Here is an 18,718-nt window from a genome sequence, read left to right as displayed (position 1 = left end):
GAAGTCACCAACGCCTCCCGGCCGCGCGTATTCCGCGAACCGTCTCGAGCGCCTTCGCCACGAGATCCGGGTCGTCGTACGCCAACCAGGTGATCCGGGGGTCGTTGCGCCACCAGGCCAGCTGCCGGCGGGCGAACTGCCGGGTCGCGATGACGGTCCGCTCGATCGCCTCGTCGGTCGTCATCTCGCCGGCGAGGACCGCGGTCGCCTGGCGGTAGCCGATCGCGAGCGCGGCCGTGCGGCCCTCGGCGAGACCCTCGCCCAGGAGCCGCTCGACCTCGGCCAGCAGGCCGTCGTCGAACATCCGCCGGACCCGCGCCTCGATCCGGCCCTCCAGCACCTCCCGGTCGATGGCGACGCCGAGCTGCACGGTGTGCGGGTCGACGTACTCCTGGACGGGGAGGCTCGCGCTGAACGGCGCACCGGTGATCTCGATGACCTCGAGGGCGCGGACGACGCGACGCCCGTTCTCGACCTCGATCCGCTCGGCCGCCACCGGGTCGAGCTCGCACAGGCGGGCGTGCAGGGCGGGGCTGCCGACCTCGGCGAGCTCGACCTCCAGCCGCGCGCGGACGGCAGGATCGGTGCCGGGGAACTCGAAGCGGTCGAGGATCGCCCGGGTGTAGAGCGCGGAGCCGCCGACGAGGACGGGCGTCGCACCGCGTGCTCGCAGGGACGCGATCACCTCGCGCGCCCAGCCCTGGAACTCCGCGACCGTCGCCGGGTCGCGGACCTCGAGGGTGTCGAGCAGGTGGTGCGGGATCCCACGCCGCTCGGCGAGCGGCAGCTTCGCCGTACCGATGTCCATGCCCCGGTAGACCTGCATCGCGTCGGTGTTGACGATCTCGCCGCCGAGCGCCTCGGCGAGGTCGAGCGAGAGCGCCGTCTTGCCACTGGCGGTCGGGCCGACGACCGCCACGATCGGAGGCGGGGGCGGGCTCGACGGCATGGGGATAGTGTGGCAATGACCCACACCCGGCGGCCCACTCGGGCCGTGACCGCGAGGAGCAGACGATGGGATTCCTGGACAGGCTGAGGGGCGCCAAGGACACCGTCACCGACAAGGTCGGCGAGGCGGTCGACAAGCACGGTGACAAGATCGAGTCCGGTCTCGACAAGGCCGCCGGCTTCGTCGACGACAAGACGGGCGGCAAGTACCACGACAAGATCGAGAACGCGACCGGCAAGGCCAAGGACGCGCTCGGCAAGCTGGACGGCGACGAGCCGGGACCGGAGCAGCCGCCCCAGGGCGACACTCCCCCGCCGCCGCCGCCTCCTCCGCCGGCGCCCTAGAGCTCGTCCGAGGCTAGGGTGGTCGCGGTGGCTCAAGGCGGGCCGTCGCACACACACCCAGTGGGGGTTTCTCGTGGGCTTTCTCGATGACGCCAAGGACAAGCTGACCGACGCGGTCGACAGCCAGGGCGACAAGATCGGCGACGCGGTGGACAAGGCCGCCGACTTCGCCTCCGACAAGACCGGCGGCAAGTTCGACGACAAGATCGACCTCGGTGCCGACAAGGCCAAGGACGCCCTCGACTCGCTCGACGGCAAGAACGACGACATCAGCTGACCGGCCGACGCCGGCAGCAGCAGCGAGCACCTCGGTGACCGTCCAGGATCCCGCGACCGGGAAGACCCGGTTCGCGGTGGTCCCCGCCTCCTACGTCCTCCTCCTTCGGGAGACCGAGCACGGCGAGGACGGCGCGGGCACCGAGGTGCTCCTGCAACTGCGCCGGAACACCGGCTACATGGACGGCTTCTGGGCCGCCGCGGCGGCCGGGCACGTCGAGCGTGGCGAGACCGCCGAGGCAGCCGCCCGCAGGGAGGCGCTCGAGGAGATCGCCGTGACCGACCTCGACCTCACCTTCGCCACCGCGATGCAGCGCACCGCCCACGATCTGCCCATCGACGAGCGGATCGACTTCTTCTTCACCGCCCGCTCCTGGTCCGGCGAGCCGCGGATCGTCGAGACCGCGAAGTGCGCGGACCTGCGCTGGTTCCCGCTCTCCCGGCTGCCCGATCCGGTGGTGCCGCACGAGGCCGTCGTCCTCGCGGGCCTGCGCCGCGGCGACCTGGCGGCCCTGACCCACCACGGCTTCTGACCCGCTCGTCGACGGCGCGGTTGAAACCGGTCGCGGCGGATACCGCTCTCTCAGGTGCTCCCGACCCACGAGGGAGGAGAGTCATGAGCAAGGACGAGGAGGGCGGCAGCCTGCCGCCCGCGCCCACCCCGGTCGCCGAACCGCCCGCGCCACCGCCGGGTGGACCGAACCGGATCGAAGGGGTCGGCGGCGACGGCGCCTACAGCACCGAGCCCCGCGACCCGCTGCCCTGGAACAACCCGGCGACCGACGACGAGCTGCCGGCGGAGACCGTCACCCCCGAGGACACGGAGACCGAGGCCACCCGGGGCAATCCGGAGGTGCCGCCGGAGCGCGAGTCACCCGCGTAGGAGCCGGGTCTCCAGCCGCGTCTCGACGGCGTGACCGCCGGCACCGCGCTCGACGAGGTAGGCCGCCTTGCCGTCCTCCTCCGTGAGCGCCTCGGTCAGCTCGGCGCCCCGGTAGTGCAGGCCGACGCCGTCGTCGGTGGCGTAGCCGGTCGGCAGCGTCCCGGCCGCGATGAGCTCCTGGAACAGCGGGCGGCGCTGCTCCTCGGAGTCGTAGTGGACGCCGTTGGACCACGGCACCAGGCCGAGTCCGTTGGTGATCGGGCGCAGGTCCGGCCCGAACGAGTCCGTCGTCCCGCCGCGGTGCCAGCAGATCGACCCGGCCGAGACGCCGGTCAGGACCACGCCGGCCTCCCACGCCTCGCGCATCACGTCACCGACACCGTGCAGCTCCCACATCGCGAGCAGCCCGGCGACGCTGCCGCCCCAGACCCAGATCACGTCCTGGGCGAGCAGGTGCGCCCGGATGTCCGCGACGCTCGGCATCGCGAAGAGGGACAGGTGGTTGCCGTGGAAGCCCGCCTCCTGCGCCATGTCGTAGAAGTCGCGGATCACCGCCGGCTGGTCGCCGCACGCCGTCGCGAGGAAGCACACGCGCGGCGCCCGGCCCTCGACACCGGCCAGGTCCACGGCGTACCTCGTCAGCGGGCCGACCGACCACTTCGTGCGCCGACCGGGCACGACGCCACCCGAGGTGGCGAGGATCGTCGGTGCGTCGGCCGGCATCGTCGTCGGGTCAGCCGCAGACCGGTGCGTCGGGAAGCGGGGCCGGCACGCCGATCGACGGCATCCCGAGTCCGACGCCGGCGGGAGCGGCGGGCGCCGTCGTTCGACGCTCCCACGCGTCGCCGGACCGGGTACGACGCAGCGCGCGCACCGGCCCGTCGGCGACGAGGTGGTGCGGGGCGGCGTACGTGACCTCGACGGTGACGAGGTCGCCCGGCCGCGGCTCGCCGTCGACAGCGGTGAAGTCGGCCTCGAAGTGCACGAGCCGGTTGTCGGGAGCCCGGCCGGAGAGCCGGTGGGTCTCGGCGTCCTTGCGGCCCTCGCCCTCGGCGACCATCAGCTCGAGCTCACGGCCGACCAGCCGCTTGTTCTCGTCCCAGGCGATCTCGTTGACCAGCTCGACGAGGCGGTTGTAGCGGTCGGTGACGTCGGCCTGCGGCACCTGGTCGGGCAGGGTCGCGGCGGGCGTGCCGGGGCGCTTGGAGTACTGGAAGGTGAACGCTCCGGAGAACCGGGCCTCCCGGACGACCTTGAGGGTCTCCTGGAAGTCCTCCTCGGTCTCCCCGGGGAAGCCGACGATGATGTCGGTGGTGATCGCGGCCTCGGGCAGCGCGGCGCGGACCCGCTCGATGATCCCGAGGAACCTCTCCTGCCGGTAGGACCGGCGCATGTCCTTGAGGACCTTGGAAGAGCCGGACTGCAGCGGCATGTGCAGGCTCGGCATCACGTTGGGCGTCTCGGCCATCGCCTCGATGACGTCGTCGGTGAACTCGGCCGGGTGCGGGCTGGTGAACCGGACCCGCTCCAGGCCGTCGATCTCGCCGCACGCCCGCAGCAGCTTGGAGAACGCCTGACGGTCACCGAACTCGACGCCGTACGCGTTGACGTTCTGGCCCAGCAGCGTGATCTCGGAGACGCCCTCGGCGACCAGCGCCTCGATCTCGGCGAGGATCTCGCCGGGCCGGCGGTCCTTCTCCTTGCCGCGCAGGGCCGGGACGATGCAGAAGGTGCACGTGTTGTTGCAGCCCACGCTCACCGACACCCAGGCGGCGTACGCCGACTCGCGCTTGGTCGGCAGCGTCGACGGGAAGACGTCGAGCGACTCGAGGATCTCGACCTGCGCCTCCTGCTGGCTGCGCGCCCGGTCGAGCAGCGCCGGCAGGGAGCCGATGTTGTGGGTGCCGAAGACCACGTCCACCCAGGGTGCCTTCTTCACCACCGTGTCGCGGTCCTTCTGCGCCATGCAGCCGCCGACGGCGATCTGCATGCCGGGCCGCCTGGCCTTGACCGGCGCGAGGTGACCGAGGTTGCCGTAGAGCCGGTTGTCGGCGTTCTCGCGCACGGCGCAGGTGTTGAACACGACGATGTCCGCGCAGTCGGCCTGCCCGCCCCCGGCGTCCTTGTCGAACGGGAGGTAGCCGGCGTCCTCCAGGAGCCCCGAGAGGCGCTCGGAGTCGTGGACGTTCATCTGGCAGCCGTAGGTGCGGACCTCGTAGGTCCGCGGCTGCTCCTGCGTGGTGCTCATGTCGGCTCCAGGGTACGAGTGCGGAGGTTCATTGGGGAAACGGCCGCGCGCGAAGGTTTTACCTTCGCGTGCCCGCGGCAACACGACCGACCAGCTGATCGAAACGTCGATGAAACCGGGGTTAGCGAGGGTTCACTGACGCCGAGCCGCGTCCGTGGCTCCTCTCGGGCGGCGCTCGTGTCGCCAAGCAGGAAGTCCTCCATGTCACCACTGCCCCGTCATGCCCGGCGGGCGGCGGCAGCCCTCGTGCTGCCCCTGTCCCTCGCCGTCCTCGTACCGATGTCCCCGCTCACTCCCGGCGCCGCGGCGGCGGCTGCCGCGCCGGCCGCACCCGGCCAGGTCGGCGGCGGCGACGGCTGGTCGGTCACGGCCGCCCCGGGCGGCTACGAGGTCACCGTCGAGCTGGATCAGCGGCTCCCGGTCGTCTCCGACGCCCCGACCATCGAGGTCGACGGCACGAGCATCGGCATCGCCACCGAGTCGGCCGACGGGCTGTCCCTGACGGCCTTCACCACGGATCCCTCCGTCGCCGACGCCACCGAGGCCGAGCCGGGGTGGGCGAGCCGCTCGTCGGCACCCGCGGCCACGACGGCGCCCGACGAGGTGCTGCCCGAGGCGGCCCTCGCCGCCCCCTTGGCGGAGGACCCGGCCGCGCCGGGTGCCTACACGTGGACCGAGTCGATCTACAAGTTCGGCGACCAGGCCATCGATCTCGCCGCGATCGGCGGCGTCCGCGGCGAGGTGGAGGGCAAGCTCTACCTCCCCACGACCGGCGGCGAGCGCCCCGTCGTGCTGCTGCTGCACGGCCGCCACACGTCCTGCTACGGCACCAACCCCAACCCGCTGCGCTGGCCCTGCTCGGCGACGCAGAAGTCGATCCCCAGCTACGTCGGGTACGACGGCACGGCGCGCGCCCTCGCGAGCCGCGGCTACGCGGTGGTCTCCATCTCGGCCAACGCGATCAACTCTAACGACAACCAGCTCGCCGCCGACCAGGGCGCCCAGGCGCGCGGTCAGCTCATCCTCGACACCCTCGACCTGCTGGCCGACGCCGGCGCCGGCGAGCCGGTCGAGCTCCATGACGACGCGACCGACGACGACGTCACCCTCGACGAGGCCCTCGACAAGGGCACCGTGGCACTGGCCGAGCGCGCCGACGGGTTCGTGACGCCACCCGCACCGCTCGACGACGTGTCGGCGGCCGACCTCGTCGGCAGGTTCGACCTGGACCGCGTCGGCATGATGGGCCACTCCCGTGGCGGCGAGGGCGTCACGTCGGCCGCGGTCCTCAACACCCTGCGCGAGCAGCCGTTCGGCATCGAGTCGATCCTGCCGCTGGCGCCGGTCGACTTCGGACGGATGACGGTGCCGGACGTGGCGATGAACGTCGTCCTCCCCTACTGCGACGGCGACGTCTCCAACCAGCAGGGCCAGCACATGCTGGACGACTCGCGCTACGCCTTCGGCGACGACTCGCTGCGCACCGGCACCTGGGTGATGGGCGCGAACCACAACTTCTTCAACACCGTCTGGACGCCGGGCGTCTACCTGAACTCGGTCAGCGACGACTGGAGCGGCAGCACCGCTCGTCGTACCGAGCCGATCTGCGGCACGGACCCGTCCGTCGCGGACACCTCGATCCGGCTGACCCCGCAGGAGCAGTACGACCTCGGCACGGTCTACATGACCGCGTGGTTCCGGACGACGATGGGCGGCGAGGAGCAGTTCCTGCCGATGTTCGACGGCACCGGCGCGGTGCCGGAGAGGCTCGGCGACGAGGACGTCCGCACCCAGGCCACGGCGCCGTCCTCGGCACGCTCCACCGTCGCATCCTTCGAGTCGGCGAGCTCGCTGATCCGCAGCTCCGGCACGGCCACGGCGACCGTGTGCGCCAGCCTCGCCGGCCGCACCGTCGGCCAGGAGCTCGCTGCCTGCGCCACCAGCGCCATGGGCTCCTCGACGGTCCCCCACTGGACGCCGGCGAGCAACGGCGGCAACGTCCCCGCCACACCCGCGACGCTGCTGAGCTGGACCGACACCGCCGGCGAGCTGCGGGTCTCGGTGCCGAAGGGCAAGCGGGACGCCTCCGGCTACGACCGGCTCAGCGTGAAGCTGATGGCCGGCGAGTCGGTCGCCACCGACACCGACCTGACGCTCACGGTCGTCGACGGCACCGGGGCCACCTGGAGCTCGCCGGTGAGCGCGATCAACCCGCAGGCGCTGGTGCGACTGCCGGCATCGGCGACCTCGACCAGCACCACCTACCTGAAGAAGCTGGTCTTCCAGCAGGTCGTGGTCCCGGTCGCCGACATCGCCGCCGGCGGGGTCGACGTGGCCGACGTCCGCGAGATCCGGTTCGCCGGAGCCGCGGGCAGCGACGCCTCGACCGTCGGCTCGGCGTACCTGTCCGACCTGGCGTTCGAGCGCTCCGCGGTCGGCACGCCGGGTCCCGGGGCCGAGCCCACGCTCGACGTCTACGCGCCGTTCGTCGACGAGGGCAACGGTCCCGGCACCTACGACCTCGCCGTCGTGCTGGACAAGCCGGCCACGATGCCCGTCACCGGCTACGCGTCGCTGCTGGGCTCGACCACCAGCCGCGCCGGCGCCGCGATGGAGAAGGTCACCTTCGCCCCCGGCGAGACCTGCAAGGTCGTGACGGCCACGCTCAACGGCGACCTGCTCCCGGGCTCCACCAACGGCACCAGCCTCAAGGCGAGCGTGACCAACACCCGGGGCGCCGTGATGGGCCGCGAGGCGATCGTGTTCACGACCGTCCGCGAGGACGACGGCGTCACCAGCGGCAGCCCGCTCCCGCCGTACGGCGTGCCGGGCGACGTGTGCGCCGAGCACTCCTCCCTCGGCGAGATCGGCACCGTCGCCGTCAGTGACAGCACCCCCGTGCCGGGCGACGTGGTCACCCTGGAGGCCGGCGGCTTCCGGCCCGGTGAGTCGGTGACCTTCGCCCCGGCCGGTCTCCCGCCGGTCACGGCCCTCGCCGACGGCCAGGGCATCGCCACCGCGGCCCTCACGGTCCCGGCGGACGTCGCGCGCGGAGTCGTCCGGGTGACGGCGCTGGCAGCGGCCACGGGACGGGGCGCGGAGGGCGTGTTCTCCGCGCTGGACGCCACCAGCACCGAGCTCACGTGGACACCCGACGAGGTCGCGATCGACAAGCCGTTCGACCTGGTCGCGACGGTCAGCGGCCCGGACACCGCCGGTGAGGTCGAGTTCTTCGACGGCGCCACCTCGCTCGGCACCGCGCCCGCGGTGGACGGCGTGGCGACACTGCCCGTTCCCGGCCTGAAGGCCGGGACCCATCGGCTGACGGCGGTGTTCGGCCAGACCGCCACGGCCCAGTCCTCGACGTCGAACGTCGTCACCTTCGGGCTGAGCCGGGGTGAGTCGGCGATCGCGCTCTCGCTCTCCGCCGGCACGGCGTCGTACGGCACGCCGGCGTCGGCCACGGTCGTGGTCCCCGGCGGGGAGGGCGGCACGGTCACCGTCACCGTCGACGGCGCCACCAGCGCCCACCCGGTGCCGGCCGATGGCCGGGTGACGGTCGCGCTGCCCGCCACTCTCGCGGTCGGCGACCACACCGTAACCGCGGAGTTCTCCGGCACCGACGCCCTCGCGTCCAGCGGGCCGATCACGGCGACGTACCAGGTCGCCAAGGCGAGCGTCGGCCTCAGCGCGACCGTGAAGGCCAAGGTCCGCCGGGGCGCCAAGCTGCCCGTCCGGATCCGCACCTCCGGCGCCGTCGCGGGTGCGCCCGTCGGCACCGCGCTGGTGCAGGTGGCAATCGGCAACGGCGTGTTCAAGACCCGCGCCCAGGTCGCGCTCACGAGCGACCTGACGAAGGTCAAGCTCAAGGTGCCGAAGTCGAAGAAGGCCACGAAGGCGTCCTTCGTCCGGGTGCGGGTACTGCTCCCGGCCGGCCCGGTGTACCTCGAGGCCACCGCCCCGGTGGAGGTGGCCGCCCTGCGCTGACCCTCGACCGACCGCGCACGGCCTCCCCCGGGATCGCCCCCGACCCGAGGGGAGGCCGTGCGCGGTCTTCTACAGTGGATCCATGCCTGAGACCGCCTCCCCCGGCTTCGTCGCCCGCAACAACGAGGTGATCGGCAGCGTGCTGAGCATCCTCGCGCTGCTCGCCTCGCTCGGCATGGGCGCCGGGCTGATGTTCGGGACGGGGACGCGGGGCGTCTCGGCGATCCTCACCGTGCTCACGGTGGCCGGCGGCGCCTTCACCCTGCTGCTGCTCGCGCTCGGAGCGATGCTGCGCTCCTCGACCCCCGCTCACCAGTGGGACCGCGAGGAGACCGCCTGGCGCGCCGAGCGTGGCCTGGACCCGCTGACGGCGACGGACCACGCGGTGTCGGCGAAGGCGCAGCGCAGAGCCGCCCTGCTCGCCGTGCTGGCGCTGCTCGTGGGCCTCGCCCTGAGCGTGCTGCCCGACATGTTCTGAGGGCACCCACCGGGTGTCACAACTTGGTCTCGGCGGCAGGTGGCTCTAGCCGAGACGGCGTTGTCCGGACTAGCGTCCCAGCGTATGACCGTGACCGATGACGCTCCGGTTGGCAGCGACGCGCCGCGCTCGGGCGGGCCCCTCGTCGAGCTCGCCGAGGTGCAGAAGTACTACGGCGGACTCCACGTCCTCCAGGACATCGACCTGACCGTGGCCCGCGGCGAGGTCGTCGTCGTGATCGGGCCGTCCGGGTCCGGCAAGTCCACGCTGTGCCGCACGATCAACCGGCTCGAGCCGATCGACGCCGGCCGGATCCTCGTCGACGGCATGCCGCTGCCCCAGGAGGGCCGGGCCCTGGCCCGGCACCGCGCCGACGTCGGCATGGTGTTCCAGAGCTTCAACCTCTTCGCCCACAAGACGATCCTGCAGAACGTCACGCTCGGACCGATCAAGGTGCGCGGGCTGGCGAAGGGCGAGGCCGAGACGCGTGCTCACGAGCTGCTCGACCGGGTCGGCGTGGCCCAGCAGGCCGACAAGTACCCCGCCCAGCTCTCCGGCGGCCAGCAGCAGCGCGTCGCCATCGCCCGCGCCCTCGCCATGGATCCGAAGGTGATGCTCTTCGACGAGCCGACCTCCGCGCTGGACCCCGAGATGATCAAGGAGGTCCTCGACGTCATGGTCGACCTCGCCGAGCGCGGGATGACCATGATCGTGGTGACCCACGAGATGGGATTCGCCCGCACCGCAGCCAACCGGGTCGTCTTCATGGCCGACGGCCGGATCCTCGAGACGACCGATCCCGAGACCTTCTTCACCAGCCCGGAGAGCGACCGGGCCAAGGACTTCCTCGGCAAGATCCTCAAACACTGAGAAGGAGAATCGCATGCGACTGACCAGACTGAAGGTGGCCGCGGCCGCCGTACTCGTGGCGTCGACGCTCGCCGCATGTGGCGATGCCGGCGACGACGACGACAAGGGCCTCGACGTCGACGTCCAGGACAACGCGGCCGAGGAGTTCGACACCGGCACCCGGATGCGCGAGCTCGCGGACGCCGGCTCGATCACGATCGGGGTCAAGTACGACCAGCCGGGGATCGGCTTCAAGGGCGCGACCGACGACACTCCCGTCGGCTTCGACCCGGAGATCGGCAAGATCCTCGCCGCCGACCTGGGCATCGCCCCCGAGGACATCAACTGGGTCGAGACCATCTCCGCCAACCGCGAGGCCTTCCTCCAGAAGGGCGAGGTCGACCTGGTCATCGCGTCGTACTCCATCACCGACGAGCGCCGCCAGGTCGTCGGGCAGGCCGGGCCCTACTACGTCACGGGCCAGCAGCTCCTGGTGAAGGCCGACAGCGACATCGAGTCCATCGAGGACGTCAAGGGCACCGAGGTCTGCTCGGTCACCGGTTCGACCTCTCTCGCCAACATCGAGGCCGAGGGTGCCACGCCGCGCGGGTTCGACACCTACTCCGAGTGCGTCGACCAGGTCCTCAACGGCACCGTCGACGCGATGACGACCGACGGCGCGATCCTGCTCGGCTATGCCGCCGACCACCCGGACGACCTCAAGGTCGTCGTCGAGCCCTTCTCCGAGGAGCGGTACGGCGTCGGCTACTCGATCGACCACCCGGAGATGTGCGACTGGATCACCGAGACGATCGAGGACGCGCAGGAGGACGGCGACTGGGCCGCGGCCTTCGAGGTGACGCTGGGCAAGTCCGGCGTCGAGACGCCGGAGCCGCCGGCGATGGATCCCTGCGCCTGACCCACCACCGCGGACCGCGCCGCGGGCCCGGCACCTCGGTGCCGGGGCCCGCGCCGGTCGAGATGACCGCGACGGCTGAGACGCCGAGATCGAGAGGAGGACGCGGAGCATGGAGAACGTCTTCTCCGACTTCGACCTCGTGCTGAAGGCCTTCTGGCTCACCATCCAGCTGGCTCTGCTGTCGGGGCTCTTGGCGATGGTGCTCGGCACCCTGCTCGCCGCCATGCGGGTCGGGCCGGTCGCCGTGCTGCGCGGCGTCGCGTCGACCTACGTGGCGCTGGTGCGCAACACCCCGCTGCTGGTCATGTGCATCTTCGTGTTCGTGGCCGCGCCGAACCTCGGCCTCTTCGTGGGGACGCCCTTTCTGCTCAAGGGCACGATCGCGGTCGGTCTCTACACCGCGCCCTTCGTCGCCGAGGCGATCCGCTCCGGCGTCAACGCGGTGCCCCTCGGACAGGCCGAGGCGGCTCGGGCGATCGGGATGACCTTCGCCCAGAACATGCGCCACGTCGTGCTGCCGCAGGCCTTCCGTGCCTCGGTACCCCCGCTGGCGAGCACCCTCATCGCGATGACCAAGAACACCTCGGTGGTCGCGGTCTTCGGTCTCATGGAGGCGACCGCCCGGATGCGCGACTTCGTCAACAAGAACTCTGACGACACGATCGGGATCTTCATCATCTTCGCGATCGGCTACATCCTGCTGGTCGAGCTCATCTCACTCGCTGCATACGGTCTCGAGCGGCGCTGGAAGGCGGCCCGTTGATGTCCGGCTCGGTCCTCTTCGACGCGCCCGGTCCCAAGACGATCGCGCGCCACCGGCTCTACACCATCCTCACGGCGGTCGGCGTGGTCGCGGCGCTCGTCGGGGTGCTGCTCTTCCTTCAGTCGGAGGGCGAGCTGGCCTACGAGAAGTGGGAGCAGTTCGTCACACCCGAGTACGTCGAAGTGCTGCTGGTCGACGGCCTGTTGAAGACACTGCAGATGGCCTTCACGTCGATCATCTTCGCGGTGCTCTTCGGCGTGGTCTTCGGCGTCGGCAAGCTCTCCGACCACGCGCCGGTGCGTTGGCTCTGCTCCTTGGTCGTCGAGTTCTTCCGCGCGGTGCCGGTGCTGCTGCTGATGGTCTTCATCTTCTTCACCTGGGGCGCTGGCGACGGCTTCGGCCCTTACTGGTCCGTCGTCCTCGCGCTGACGCTCTACAACGGTTCGGTCCTCGCCGAGGTCTTCCGTGCCGGCGTGCTCGCCGTGCCGAAGGGGCAGGGCGAGGCCGCCTACGCCATCGGGATGCGCAAGACCCAGGTGATGAACCTCGTGCTCCTGCCGCAGGCCGTGAAGATCATGCTGCCCGCGATCATCAGTCAGTGTGTGGTCGCACTGAAGGACACCAGCCTCGGCATGTACATCGTTGCTCCCGGCCTCACCTACGTCGCCAAGCTGATGTGGACCGAGTTCCCGGGCACCCACCTGCAGACCGCGATCGTGTTGTCGTTCCTCTACATCTCGGTCAACCTGGTCCTGACCGCCATCGCCACCTGGGTGCAGAAGAGGTTCGTGGGCGAGCACAAGCGGCTCGACGTCGGGATGACCGCGCTGACCGGCCTGACGACGCAGGGCACCGGTGGCGCGCCCGGTCCCGGCATCGGCGCTCCCTGAGCTACTTCTTGCTGGTCACCCAGAGGTTGATGGTGCCGTCGATGACGACGGTGCCGTCGGCCAGCTCACCGCGCACCCGCACGGGCAGGTCGCCCTCGGCGGTGTCCCACTGCTCCTGGTCGGTCTCGGCGATGCAGGTGACGTCACCGGTGGCCTTGGCGGTGTAGGACACGGTCATGCCCTTGGGGATCCACCGCTTGCCGCTCGGGATGGTGACCTCGGCGAGGCCGCCCATCGCCATCTCGAGGCCGTTGCACAGCGCGATCGCGTGGACGGTGCCGAGGTGGTTCTGCACGCTGCGGCGCTTCGGGATGACGACCTCGGCGTAGTTGGGGCGCAGCTCGCTCACCCGGGGGTGGATCGACGCGAAGTACGGCGCCTTCTGGCTGAACGCGATCGAGAAGACGCGCTTGCCGAGGGTTCCGCCGACCACGGGGAGGCTGGTCGTGGTCTTCCAGAGGCTGTGGACCTGGGTCATGACCTCAGATTACTAGCCAGTAACCTTCGGCGCGAGCCCGGACCGTCCTAGGCCCTCGCCGCCCTAGCCCCGGCCGCCCTTCGGGCCGATCGAGATGGTGATCGGCAGCCCGAGCAGGTCGATCTCGACCGACGCTCCGTGCTGCCCGTTGCCCGGCAGCGTGATCGTCACCGGGCCGGCACAGATCCGGCGCTCGCCGCAGTCGGCCGGGCCCGGCTTCTTCGGCGGCGGCCCGTCGTCGGGCGGTGGGGTGACCGGCGGGGCCGGGTCCTCGGCCTGCGCCGGGCCGGCCGGCACGCCGGCAGGTCCCTTCGGCGAGTCGTCCGCCGGGTCCTTCCCCGGACCCTTCCCCGGGTCGTTCGGACTCTTCCCCGGGTCCTTCGCCGGAGGCGGCGCGGAGGGCGCCGCCGCGCTCTGCGTGGGCGTGGCCGGCTCGACCGGTGTGGCCTCCGCCGGCGCGGGTCCGGCCGGGACCGGGTCCGCCCCGGCTGGTGCGGCCGGTCCGGGATCGGAGGCCGCGGCACCGGCCGGCGCGGAGCCGGCCGCGGGCCGCGACGCCGCCGGCGCCCGCTCCGCTGTGCCGTCGTGCTTGATCGCGGCGAACGCGCCGGCGGCCACCGCGGCCACGACGACGGCGGCTGCAACCGCCACGACGGGACCGCTCGCCCCGCCGGCCGCCGCACCCGCCGCGCCCGAGGCACCACCGGCACCACCTCCCGACGTACTTCCGGCGGCTCCGGCCGCGCCTGCGGCCGTTCCCCCGGCGAGCCAGGCCACGCCCTTGCCTCCCACCGGAAGGGCCAGCAGCACGATCGGCAGCAGGTAGACCGCGAGCTTCTGGTTGACCCGGTCGACGACGAGGAACGCCCGCTGGCAGTCCGCGCAGCCGTCGAGGTGGGCGTCGAACCGCTGCTCGGCCCGGGTCCCGAGGTCGCCCCGGGCGTGCTGACTCATCCGGTTGTGCACCCACCGGCACTGCTCGCGCACCGGCTCGGGGCCGGCGTGCAGGTCGAGGTAGGCCCGCTTGAGGCCCTCACGAGCGCGGTGCGCGAGCGAGGAGACGGCGCGCGGCTTGAGGTCCATCAGGGTCGCGACCTCGGCAGGCTTGCGGCCCTCGACCTCGACGTGCCACAGCACCCGGCGCCAGCTCTCCGGGAGACTGGCGAGAGCGTCGACGGCCACCGTCTCGTCCAGCGCCTCGACGGCCTCCTCCGGCGTGACCTCGGCGGTCTCGGCCTGCTCGAAGAGCCACGGCTGGTCCGACGCGACCGACTCGCGCCGCGAGCGCAGGCCGTCGCGGTAGCCGTTGCGGATCGTGACGTGGAGGTAGGAGCGGAAGCTCGAGGTGGGGCCGCCGCCGGAGCTGAGCTGCCCGAGCACGCGGGAGAACGACTCGGCCACGAGCTCCTCGGCGGCGTCGGTTCCGACGAGGATGCGGGCCAGGTGGCGGGCGCCGTCGACGTGGTCGCGATACAGCTCCTCGAACGCGCCGGTCTCGCCGGCGCGCACCCGGCCGAGGAGCTCCTCCTCCGGCGTGCGGGACGCGTCGTCGTCCATCCGGTCCTCCGGTTCCTGGTGGCCACGTGTGCTTCGGTTCAACGACCGAGCACCCTCGATGATGCATCGATTCGGAAAACTTTCGAACTCGGCGCGAAATCCGCGTGATGTTCCGACGCGCGCTCCGTCCGGTTCGATGACTGCCCCGCCGGGGCGGTCGTCACCCGAACGGAGACAGATGAGTACGACGAGCCCGGCCGTCACCGCGCTGCGCCCGCGGTCGCTGGCACGTCGGTCGGCCACGCTGCGGGAGCGGGTGCGGGCGCGCCGCATGGTCGGCGTACCTCACGAGGAGCTGCTCCTCGACGTGCTCGACGGCGCGCTCACACGGGCGCACCGGGTGCGCCCGGAGGATCATGACGTCTGGGCCCGGCTGGTCGCGCTCGTCGAGGAGCACCCCGAGCTGACGCACACGCTGCCGGCGTACGCCGCGTCGGCGAACCTGGTCGGGCTCGCACTGTTCGGCGACGTGGAGGACCACGCGGCCCTGTCCGGCCTGGTGGACGAGCTGGGGCACCAGCGCCTCGCCCGGCTCCAGCACCGCTACGGCACGGCGTTGGAGACCGACTCGCGGCTGCCGGTGACCAGCGCCGCGCTGCGCCGGATCCTGGCACCCGGGATCGGGCGCCGTCTGGCGGCGCACCCGCGGACGGCATGCCGCAGCACGACGATCGACGACGCATGCCTGCGCGCCGCGCACGCACTGCTGCTGCAGGGCGTCAACCGCCGGTGGACCGTGCCGCGACTCGACTCGGTCGAGGAGTTCGCCGACATCGCCGCCCACGGCACCATCAACGAGTGGCGCCACCACGTGGCGATGGTGATCGCGGACCCGTGGTCGCCCTACGTCCAGCGGCTCACCGACCTCGCGCACCAGGTCGGGCGGACCCACATCGCGAGGGTGATCGCGGCGATCGTCGAGCTGTGCCGCGAGCAGGAGCTCGCGACCGGCCGGCTGGCGGTCCCCCTGGTCTCCCATCCCGCGACCCGACGGTCGCGACAGCTGGACGGCAGGGCCGTCCCATGAGCTGCCGAGGCGGCGACGGCGCCGATCCGATCCGGCTGGGGGGCGGGGCGGAACGGCCGAGGTTCGAAGCATCTGGGGGGTGCTCCGGACCGACGTCCTGAGCTCAGGAGTCGACGTCGCCTCGGCGCACCACCGCGCTGGCGGGTGGGGCAACGGCCGCCGGGGTTCCCTGGAGGGAGGGGAACCCCGGTGGCGCTTGTCGAGCGGTCGAGCGGTCAGGCACCGACCCGGGCCACCACGAAGATCCGGCGGAACGGCAGCACGACGCCGTGCCCGTCCTCCGGGTACGCGACCCGCAGTCGGGCCTTCAGCTCCTCCTCGAACCGCGGGCGGAGCTCGTCGGGCAGGGCCTGCAGGGTCGGCCGGGCGCCGGTGCCGGAGATCCAGGTGAAGACCGGGTCGGGACCGTGCAGCACGTGCAGGTAGGTCGTCTCCCAGGCGTCGACCACGCAGCCGAGTGCCTGGAGCGCGCGGAGGTAGACGACCGGGTCGTGGGCTCCGGGTCGCGCGACACCATTGGTGTGGGCGGCGTACGGCGGCGTCGCGGCGAGCTCCGCGCGGATCGTGTGGCTCGGCTCCTCGTGGTTGCCGGGGACCTGGACCGCCAGCCAGCCACCCGGGGTGACGGCGCGCACCAGCGCGGGCAGGAGGTCGAGGTGGTCGGGCAGCCACTGCAGGGTCGCGTTGGAGACGAGGACATCGACCCCGCCGGCCGGCGCGGCGGCCAGCCAGTCGCGGAGGTCCGCCCTGTGGAAGACCACCCGATCGGCGGCCGAGCTGTCGGAGGCGACCCGGATCATCGCCTCGCTGGAGTCGACCCCGGTGATCGCGGCGGCCGGCCAGCGATCGGCGAGTCGGGAGGTGAGATTGCCAGGTCCACAACCGAGGTCGACGACCACGCGCGGGTCCGCGGCAGCGACCCGGCCGATGAGGTCGAGGAACGGACGCCCCCGCTCGTCCGCATAGGCCAGATAGCGGTCGGGGTCCCAGGCGAGGCTCATCGGCGGTGCGCTCCTTCCCGGCCGAGGTCGACGGTGCGCTCGTTCACGGGTCGACCCTACGCGCAATTTATCTTGACATCAAGATTCTCGATCGGTGGGATAAGATGGCGCCGTGCGGGACGAGGTGGACGAGCTGATCGAGGCGTGGGCGCGCGAGCGCAACGACCTCGACCTCGGCCCGGTGTCCGTCTTCAGCCGGATCTCCCGCCTGGCACACCACGTCGACCGGGCCCGGCGCGACGCGTTCACCACCCACGACATCGAGTCCTGGGAGTTCGACGTGCTGGCGGCCCTGCGGCGGGCGGGCGAGCCCTACGAGCTGTCCCCGGGCCGGTTGCTGCGCGAGACCCTGGTGACGAGCGGGACCATGACCAACCGGGTCGACCGACTGGCCACCCGCGGCCTCGTCGAACGCCACCCCGACCCGTCCGACCGCCGCGGCGTGCTCGTGCGGCTCACCCCGGAGGGCAAGGACGCCGTCGACGGCGCCTTCGCCGCGCTGCTGGACGCCGAGCGCGAGCTGCTGACCGGGCTGTCGGAGTCGGACCAGGCCGATCTCGCGGGTCTGCTGCGCCGGCTGCTCGTGCCCTTCGCCGGCTGACCTCGACCCGCTTCGACCCGCGCCGACCGCGCGGTCAGCGGATCTTCGCGGCGCGGATCGAGACGCAGCAGGCGACGCGGTCGCCCGCGCCGTACACGAACGAGGTGCGGCCCCGGGCGTCGGAGCCGACCATGGGGTTCGAGGCTCGGCCGGCGAGACGACGCACCTCGCCCCAGGCACCGGAGGCCGCGCGATGCCGGACCAGGGCCAGCGGCCAGCGCTTCTCGGATCGGTACTGCTGCTCCCAGGTGAGGGTGACGTCACCGCCCGCACCCACCTCGAGCTGGGGCAGGAAGAGGCTGTAGCCGTACGCGGGGAACGCCGCCGTGGCGTTCTCCCGGGTCCACGGCGATCCAGGAGCCTCCTGGATCGCGACGTACGGCAGCACGGTCCCGTTGCGCGTGTCGACCTCCTCGCCGTAGATCACCGCTCGACCGGTCTCGGCGATGCCGACGTCGGTCGCATTCTGAGGGAGCTGAAGTCCCCCCGTGACGACCTGCTCGGTCGGGCCCCAACGACCGTCCGCGGCACGGTGCCGGGCGAAGATGGTCGTGCTGTCGCGCCAGGCGGCCACCAGCCGACCGTCCCGCGTCGTCGCGACCGACGGCTGGTCGAGCGAGCCCTCGGCCATGGTCTGCTGGGCCCAGCCCGCCGCCGGTCCCCGAGAGGCGAGCCGGACCCGGCTGCTCGCCGGTCCGGCACCCACCCTGATGTCGTCCCAGGCGATGGTGGCCACGCCGCGGTCGTCGATGGCCGGCTCGCTCGCCCGGGCGTCGGGGTGCCACGCCGGGTCGACGTCGAGACGCTGCGCGGCCTCCCACGTGCCGCCCGGGGCGCGGTACGACGCGTAGAGGGTGAAGTCGGTGACGCCGGTGTCGAAGTGGCCGGCCCAGTGCACGACGGCGTATCCGTTGCCGGAGACCGCGATCCGGGGGAAGCCGGTGCGATCGCCCTTGGGGGACAGGGTCCTCGGCTTGGACCAGCCACGCTTCCCCTTGCTGGAGGCCGTCTTGACCAGGACGCTCTTGCCCTTCGACTGGGTCCACACCACGGTGACCTTGCCCCGGTCGTCGATCGCGACGTCGTTGGTTCCGGCGTAGTTGCGCAGCCCCTTCCAGGAGAAGTTGCCGGTGAGCGTGTGCGGCCGGCCCCACTTCCCGTTGGGTGCCCGGCGCGCCACCCGTACCCGGCGCCGGTCCCCGTCGCCGTCGACCCAGGCCGCCGCGCCGGCGCCCTTGGCATTGACGTCGTAGCTCCAGAAGTTGGTCGAGAAGAGCGTGCTGCGGGCGACGCTGGTGCTCTTCCACGCGCCGCCGGCCGATGCGGCTCCGGCTCGGCCGAGCGACAGCGGGCTGAGCGCGAGGGCGAGAGCGACGACGAGGCCGGTCGCCACCGCGAGCGCCGCGCGGTGGCCCGCGCGCGAACGGACGCCGTCAAGCATGCTGGGTCGGGTCATGCTCGGAACCTT

At 72.1% G+C, this 18,718-nt stretch carries 19 protein-coding genes; 12 read left to right on the top strand and 7 right to left on the bottom strand.

The features are described from left to right. Nucleotides 1-4 precede the first annotated feature (4 nt). Nucleotides 5-949: a tRNA (adenosine(37)-N6)-dimethylallyltransferase MiaA gene (gene miaA, locus KVF89_RS28270; RefSeq protein ID WP_257430471.1), complete on the bottom strand. Its 945-nt coding sequence runs from the start codon at nt 947-949 to the stop codon at nt 5-7. A 65-nt stretch (nt 950-1,014) separates the two neighbouring features. Here miaA and KVF89_RS28265 point away from each other — a divergent pair, with 65 nt between their 5' ends. The 4 genes from KVF89_RS28265 to KVF89_RS28250 all read left to right on the top strand — a co-directional run bounded on the left by KVF89_RS28265 (nt 1,015) and on the right by KVF89_RS28250 (nt 2,452). Continuing rightward, nucleotides 1,015-1,293: an antitoxin gene (locus KVF89_RS28265; protein ID WP_257430470.1), complete on the top strand. Its 279-nt coding sequence runs from the start codon at nt 1,015-1,017 to the stop codon at nt 1,291-1,293. A gap of 73 nt (nt 1,294-1,366) precedes the next feature. After that, nucleotides 1,367-1,570 (top strand): antitoxin, encoded by a 204-nt coding sequence (locus tag KVF89_RS28260; protein ID WP_204836095.1) that lies wholly within the window; start codon nt 1,367-1,369, stop codon nt 1,568-1,570. Nucleotides 1,571-1,604: 34 nt separating this feature from the next. Beyond that, a complete protein-coding gene (locus tag KVF89_RS28255; RefSeq protein WP_257430469.1) occupies nt 1,605-2,102 on the top strand; it encodes an NUDIX domain-containing protein in 498 nt (165 codons plus the stop codon). A gap of 83 nt (nt 2,103-2,185) precedes the next feature. After that, a complete protein-coding gene (locus KVF89_RS28250; RefSeq protein WP_257430468.1) occupies nt 2,186-2,452 on the top strand; it encodes a hypothetical protein in 267 nt (88 codons plus the stop codon). Here KVF89_RS28250 and KVF89_RS28245 read toward each other — a convergent pair. Then, on the bottom strand, nt 2,441-3,175 hold the full coding sequence (locus tag KVF89_RS28245; protein ID WP_257430467.1) for a Type 1 glutamine amidotransferase-like domain-containing protein: 735 nt from the start codon (nt 3,173-3,175) through the stop codon (nt 2,441-2,443). The two genes, KVF89_RS28250 and KVF89_RS28245, sit on opposite strands and share 12 nt — an antisense overlap. A gap of 10 nt (nt 3,176-3,185) precedes the next feature. Continuing rightward, complete coding sequence (miaB, locus tag KVF89_RS28240) at nt 3,186-4,700, bottom strand: tRNA (N6-isopentenyl adenosine(37)-C2)-methylthiotransferase MiaB (protein ID WP_257430466.1); 1,515 nt, start codon at nt 4,698-4,700, stop codon at nt 3,186-3,188. 201 nt (nt 4,701-4,901) lie between these two features. Between miaB and KVF89_RS28235 the strand changes: the two genes are divergently transcribed. The 6 genes from KVF89_RS28235 to KVF89_RS28210 all read left to right on the top strand — a co-directional run bounded on the left by KVF89_RS28235 (nt 4,902) and on the right by KVF89_RS28210 (nt 12,586). Then, nucleotides 4,902-8,687: an Ig-like domain-containing protein gene (locus KVF89_RS28235; RefSeq protein ID WP_257430465.1), complete on the top strand. Its 3,786-nt coding sequence runs from the start codon at nt 4,902-4,904 to the stop codon at nt 8,685-8,687. Nucleotides 8,688-8,769: 82 nt separating this feature from the next. Next, the gene (locus tag KVF89_RS28230) at nt 8,770-9,165 is read left to right on the top strand and encodes a hypothetical protein (RefSeq protein ID WP_257430464.1); all 396 of its coding nucleotides are present in this window, start codon (nt 8,770-8,772) and stop codon (nt 9,163-9,165) included. An 84-nt stretch (nt 9,166-9,249) separates the two neighbouring features. After that, nucleotides 9,250-10,035 (top strand): amino acid ABC transporter ATP-binding protein, encoded by a 786-nt coding sequence (locus KVF89_RS28225; RefSeq protein WP_257430463.1) that lies wholly within the window; start codon nt 9,250-9,252, stop codon nt 10,033-10,035. A 13-nt stretch (nt 10,036-10,048) separates the two neighbouring features. Beyond that, the gene (locus tag KVF89_RS28220; protein WP_257430462.1) at nt 10,049-10,933 is read left to right on the top strand and encodes a glutamate ABC transporter substrate-binding protein; all 885 of its coding nucleotides are present in this window, start codon (nt 10,049-10,051) and stop codon (nt 10,931-10,933) included. 109 nt (nt 10,934-11,042) lie between these two features. Beyond that, a complete protein-coding gene (locus tag KVF89_RS28215; RefSeq protein WP_257430461.1) occupies nt 11,043-11,696 on the top strand; it encodes an amino acid ABC transporter permease in 654 nt (217 codons plus the stop codon). Next, entirely contained in the window at nt 11,696-12,586 is an 891-nt protein-coding gene (locus KVF89_RS28210; protein WP_257430460.1) for an amino acid ABC transporter permease, read from the top strand. Before KVF89_RS28215 ends, KVF89_RS28210 begins: the two co-directional genes overlap by 1 nt. A 1-nt stretch (nt 12,587) precedes the next feature. On the opposite strand, the gene KVF89_RS28205 is transcribed toward KVF89_RS28210, so the two are convergent. Together KVF89_RS28205 and KVF89_RS28200 are read right to left on the bottom strand one after the other, a co-directional pair. Further along, nucleotides 12,588-13,064 carry a hotdog fold domain-containing protein gene (locus KVF89_RS28205; RefSeq protein WP_257430459.1) on the bottom strand — a complete coding sequence of 159 codons (477 nt, stop codon included), beginning with the start codon at nt 13,062-13,064 and terminating at the stop codon, nt 12,588-12,590. Between the two features lie 63 nt (nt 13,065-13,127). Continuing rightward, on the bottom strand, nt 13,128-14,621 hold the full coding sequence (locus KVF89_RS28200; protein WP_257430458.1) for a sigma-70 family RNA polymerase sigma factor: 1,494 nt from the start codon (nt 14,619-14,621) through the stop codon (nt 13,128-13,130). A gap of 178 nt (nt 14,622-14,799) precedes the next feature. Here KVF89_RS28200 and KVF89_RS28195 point away from each other — a divergent pair, with 178 nt between their 5' ends. Beyond that, nucleotides 14,800-15,648, top strand: coding sequence for a hypothetical protein (locus KVF89_RS28195; RefSeq protein ID WP_257430457.1), 849 nt, complete (start codon nt 14,800-14,802; stop codon nt 15,646-15,648). 215 nt (nt 15,649-15,863) lie between these two features. Here KVF89_RS28195 and KVF89_RS28190 read toward each other — a convergent pair whose 3' ends face one another. After that, the gene (locus KVF89_RS28190) at nt 15,864-16,649 is read right to left on the bottom strand and encodes a methyltransferase domain-containing protein (protein WP_257430456.1); all 786 of its coding nucleotides are present in this window, start codon (nt 16,647-16,649) and stop codon (nt 15,864-15,866) included. Nucleotides 16,650-16,761: 112 nt separating this feature from the next. Between KVF89_RS28190 and KVF89_RS28185 the strand changes: the two genes are divergently transcribed. Then, entirely contained in the window at nt 16,762-17,250 is a 489-nt protein-coding gene (locus tag KVF89_RS28185) for a MarR family winged helix-turn-helix transcriptional regulator (RefSeq protein WP_257430455.1), read from the top strand. A 34-nt stretch (nt 17,251-17,284) separates the two neighbouring features. Here the strand turns inward: KVF89_RS28185 and KVF89_RS28180 are convergent, their stop codons facing one another. Next, nucleotides 17,285-18,706, bottom strand: coding sequence for a hypothetical protein (locus KVF89_RS28180; protein ID WP_257430454.1), 1,422 nt, complete (start codon nt 18,704-18,706; stop codon nt 17,285-17,287). Nucleotides 18,707-18,718: the final 12 nt, after the last annotated feature.

It is taken from the genome of Nocardioides carbamazepini, from assembly GCF_024614185.1.
In the GTDB taxonomy this organism is placed as follows: Bacteria; Actinomycetota; Actinomycetes; order Propionibacteriales; family Nocardioidaceae; genus Nocardioides; species Nocardioides carbamazepini.
Note: the sequence above shows the minus strand (reverse complement) of the source record. Positions and strands in the feature narration are given on the sequence as shown.